We start from the raw sequence: 4,544 nt of genomic DNA, 5'->3' as shown, positions 1-4,544 counted from the left end.
GGTACCGGCCGCTGGTCCGTCATCGAAGCGCAGCGGCGGTGGCAGCCCGCAGCCTCTCGTCCATGAAAAGTGACCGCGAGGCGGCAGAGGCTATTTATGGAGCCGTGGCGGTGCCCGCCCTTTCGGCGCCGGTTGAAGGTGCGATCGCCGATCTCGAACTGGCCCTTCTTGCCGGCAAGATCGTTGCCTATGCGCAGGGCTTTTCCGTCATGGCCGCTGCCTCGGCGGAATTTTCCTGGAGCCTGCCGCTCGCGACCGTCGCTCGCATCTGGAGAGCCGGCTGCATCATCCGGTCGCAGTTCCTTGGCGAGATAGCAGCAGCGTTCGAGGCAAGCACCGACACCACCAACCTGCTCATGACCCGCGCCTTTCAGCATACCATGGCGGAGGCCCATCCATCCCTGCGGCGGATCGTGGCGCTGTCGGCGGAGGCGGCGCTGCCTGCGCCCGCCCTTGGCGCCGCGCTCGGCCATTTCGATGGCTTCCGGCGTGCACGTGGAACGGCTGACCTGATCCAAGCTCAACGCGACTATTTCGGCGCCCATGGTTTCGAGCGTGTCGACAGGAAAGGCGCTTTTCATGGACCGTGGAAGCGCCAATAGCGGACAAGTAAATGCCGCCGTGGTGGAGGGGAAACCACGGCGGCCTTACTCGAAACGAGGCGGCAGCCCGGAGAGGGGGATGAGGCTGCCGCTTATGCTGTCCGGTACAGGCGGGGGACGGGCCTTTTTCCGGACTCGGCGGTAATTGCCGATGCCAGTAATTTGGGTCGCTGAAAGTGGCGATTCAAGGGCACATAAATTACAAGTTCGTAACAAACGCGTGACTTCCGGCGCGCCGGAAAACGGCTTGTCAGGAGCGGCCTCTTTGCGCCTCTTTGGCATGGACACGAGACGGACGGCACGCTACCCGTAGCCCATGAAAAAAGGCGATCATCTCTTCCTCGTAGACGGTTCCGGCTACATTTTCCGCGCCTATCACGCACTGCCGCCGCTGGCGCGAAAATCCGACGGATTGCCGGTCGGTGCCGTCTCGGGCTTCTGCAACATGCTATGGAAGCTCCTGCGCGACGCGCGCAACACCGATGTCGGCGTCACGCCAACCCATTTCGCCGTCATCTTCGACTATTCGTCCAAGACCTTCCGCAACAGTCTTTATCCTGCCTACAAGGCGAACCGCACCGAGCCGCCGGAAGACCTGATCCCGCAATTCGGCCTGATCCGGCAGGCCACACGCGCCTTCGATCTGCCCTGTCTTGAGATGGAAGGCTTTGAGGCCGACGATCTGATCGCCACTTATGCCCGGCTTGCCTGCGAGGCGGGTGGCGACACGACGATCATCTCTTCCGACAAGGATCTGATGCAACTCGTCGGGCCGACGGTCTCCATGTACGACCCCATGAAAGATAGGGAAATCCGCGAGCCAGAAGTCATCGAAAAATGGGGCGTGCCGCCGGAAAAAATGATCGACTTGCAGGCTCTGACCGGCGATTCCATCGACAATGTGCCGGGCGTGCCCGGTATCGGTCCGAAAACCGCAGCGCAGCTTCTTGAGGAATATGGTGACCTCGACACGCTTCTCGCCCGGGCCGGGGAGATCAAGCAGAACAAGCGGCGGGAAACCATCATCGCCAATGCCGAGAATGCGCGCATCTCCCGCGAACTGGTGCGGCTGAAGAACGATGTTCCGCTGGAAACGGGACTGGATGAGCTGGAATTGCGGCCACCGAACGGGCCAAAGCTCATCGCCTTCCTGAAAGCGATGGAATTCACCTCTCTGACGCGCCGCGTAGCCGAGGCGACCGGAACGGAAGCTGCCGAAATCGAGCCGATGCATGTGGTGGTCGAGAGAGGTGCTACGGCGCACGGCCCGGACTTGGAAGTGCCTTCGACAGGCATGACGAAACCGGGCGAGGAAGGCGAAGTCGCCCCGGCGTCCGGCGCACGGGAGGAAGAGGTCAACACGCCGCAAAGGCTGGCGGCGCGACGCGCCGACGCCGCGCTTGCCAGCAAGTTCGACCGGAAGGGCTATGTGGCGATCCGCGACCTTGCAACCCTTCATGCCTGGATAGAGGGCGCATATGAAGCCGGCTTCGTCGCCTTGGAACCCGCGACCAACTCGCCGGACCCGATGCAGGCCGAGCTTTGCGGCTTTTCGCTTGCGGTTGCGCCCGGAAAGGCAGCCTATGTGCCTCTTTCCCACAAGAACGGATCGAGCGACCTGCTTGGCGGCGGGCGCGTCGACGGCCAGATCGACGAAAAGGAAGCCTTGGCAGCGATCGCGCCGCTGATGGCGGACAGGTCAGTGCTGAAGATCGGTCAGAATATCAAGTTCGGCTGGCTCCTCTTCCATCGGCTCGGCGTCGAAATCAAGTGCTACGACGACACCATGCTTATGTCCTATGTGCTCGATGCGGGCACTGGGGCGCACAGCCTGGACTCGCTGGCCGAGCGCTGGCTGGGCCATGTGCCGATCGCCTATAAGGATGTCATAGGGTCGGGCCGCAATCAGGTGACCTTCGACATGGTCGACATGGAGCGGGCGACCGCCTATGTGGCCGAAAACGCCGATATAGCGCTGCGCCTCTGGCGTGTGATGAAGCCGCGCCTGGTCGCCAAGGGCTTGATGACGGTTTATGAGCGCCTCGAACGTCCGCTTGTCTCGGTCATCGGCCGCATGGAGCATCGCGGCATATCCGTCGACCGCCAGATCCTGTCGCGTCTTTCCGGCGATTTCGCGCAGACGGCGGCGGCAATCGAGGACGAGATCTACACGCTCGCCGGTGAGCGCTTCACCATCGGGTCACCCAAACAACTGGGCGACATACTGTTCGGCAAGATGGGCCTGCCGGGCGGCGCCAAGACGAAGTCCGGCCAATGGTCGACTTCTGCCCAGGTGCTGGAGGAACTGGCGGCTGCCGGCCATGAACTGCCCCGCAAGATCGTCGACTGGCGTCAGGTCACGAAGCTGAAATCGACCTATACGGATGCGCTGCCGGGCTACATCCATCCCGAGACGAAGCGGGTCCACACATCCTACGCCCTTGCCTCGACGACGACCGGACGCCTGTCCTCGTCGGAGCCGAACCTGCAGAATATCCCGATCCGCACGCTCGAAGGCCGCAAGATCAGGACGGCCTTCATCGCCCCTGAAGGCTCGAAGCTGATCTCGGCTGATTACAGCCAGATCGAGCTGCGGGTACTGGCCCATGTCGCCGATATCCCCGAACTAACCCGGGCCTTCGCAGAGGGTATGGACATCCACGCCATAACCGCCTCGGAAATATTCGGCGTTCCGGTGGAAGGCATGCCGGCAGAGGTGCGCCGCCGCGCCAAGGCGATCAATTTCGGCATTATCTACGGTATTTCGGCTTTCGGCCTGGCTAACCAGCTCGCGATCCCTCGCGAGGAAGCAAGTGCCTATATCAAGCGCTACTTCGAACGATTCCCCGGCATCCGGGACTATATGGAGCGGACAAAGGCCTTCGCGCGCGAAAACGGCTATGTGGAAACGGTCTTCGGCCGGCGGGCGCATTATCCCGAGATCCGTTCGTCCAACCCGTCTATACGGGCCTTCAACGAGCGTGCGGCCATCAACGCGCCGATCCAGGGCTCCGCGGCTGACATCATCCGCCGCGCCATGATCCGTATGGACAAGGCGCTGCTTGAAGCTGGTCTGGACGATGTCCGCATGCTTTTGCAGGTGCATGACGAACTGGTCTTCGAGGCACCGGAAGGCAAGGTCGAGGCGGCCATTCCGGTGATAACGGCCGTCATGGAGAACGCCGCAATGCCGGCGCGGTCGCTTTCCGTGCCGCTCAAGGTCGATGCGCGCGCCGCATCCAATTGGGACGAGGCACATTGAACTAGGAGGGGGTCAGGCCACTCGCTGGGCGGCTTCTGCTGCTTGCCGCAAGGCCTCGATATTGGCCTGATATGCGTGTTGGCCGTTGCCCCTGAAGACGGCGGAGCCGGCGACCAGCACATTGGCGCCGGCGGCAACCACCTGCGGCGCCGTCTCCGGCGTGACGCCGCCATCGACCTCGATATCGATCGGCCGCTCACCGACCAGCGCCTTGACGCGGCGGATCTTCTCCACCACCGCCGGGATGAAGGCCTGGCCCCCGAAGCCCGGATTGACCGTCATCAGCAGGATGAGGTCGAGCCGGTCGAGCACATATTCGATGACGCTTTCCGGCGTCGACGGGTTGAGCGAGACACCAGCCTTTTTGCCGAGGCTCCTGATCGTCTGCAGCGAGCGGTCGAGATGCGGTCCGGCTTCGGCATGGACGGTGATGATGTCGCAGCCGGCTTCGGCAAAGGCGGCAAGATAGGGGTCAGCCGGGGCGATCATCAGATGGCAGTCGAAGACCTTGTCCGTGCGGTTGCGGACCGCTTTCACGACCGGCGGGCCGAAGGTGATGTTGGGGACGAAATGGCCGTCCATGACATCGAGATGGATCCAGTCGGCGCCGGCCGTCGCCACCGCCTCCACCTCGTCGCCCAAGCGCGAGAAGTCAGACGACAGGATCGACGGCGCGATGA

Annotated in this window: 2 protein-coding genes and 1 pseudogene; 2 read left to right on the top strand and 1 reads right to left on the bottom strand. The window is 62.8% G+C overall.

Features of this window, described 5'->3' with window-relative positions:
• Together L598_RS18450 and polA are read left to right on the top strand one after the other, a co-directional pair.
• Window positions 1-602, top strand: a pseudogene (locus L598_RS18450) (NADP-dependent phosphogluconate dehydrogenase); the annotation flags it as partial.
• Window positions 603-918: 316 nt separating this feature from the next.
• Window positions 919-3,864: a DNA polymerase I gene (gene polA, locus L598_RS18445; protein ID WP_144865002.1), complete on the top strand. Its 2,946-nt coding sequence runs from the start codon at window positions 919-921 to the stop codon at window positions 3,862-3,864.
• Window positions 3,865-3,876: 12 nt separating this feature from the next.
• On the opposite strand, the gene rpe is transcribed toward polA, so the two are convergent.
• On the bottom strand, window positions 3,877-4,542 hold the full coding sequence (gene rpe / locus L598_RS18440) for a ribulose-phosphate 3-epimerase (protein WP_246658829.1): 666 nt from the start codon (window positions 4,540-4,542) through the stop codon (window positions 3,877-3,879).
• Window positions 4,543-4,544: the final 2 nt, after the last annotated feature.

It is taken from the genome of Mesorhizobium sp. J18, from assembly GCF_007829525.1.
In the GTDB taxonomy this organism is placed as follows: Bacteria; Pseudomonadota; Alphaproteobacteria; order Rhizobiales; family Rhizobiaceae; genus VLJP01.
This window is presented reverse-complemented; position numbering and strand designations above follow the sequence as displayed.

What these genes read in the sequence shown, in the direction of transcription:
- polA (WP_144865002.1), top strand. Translation starts at nt 919, where the DNA reads ATGAAAAAAGGCGATCATCTCTTCCTCGTAGACGGTTCCGGCTACATT.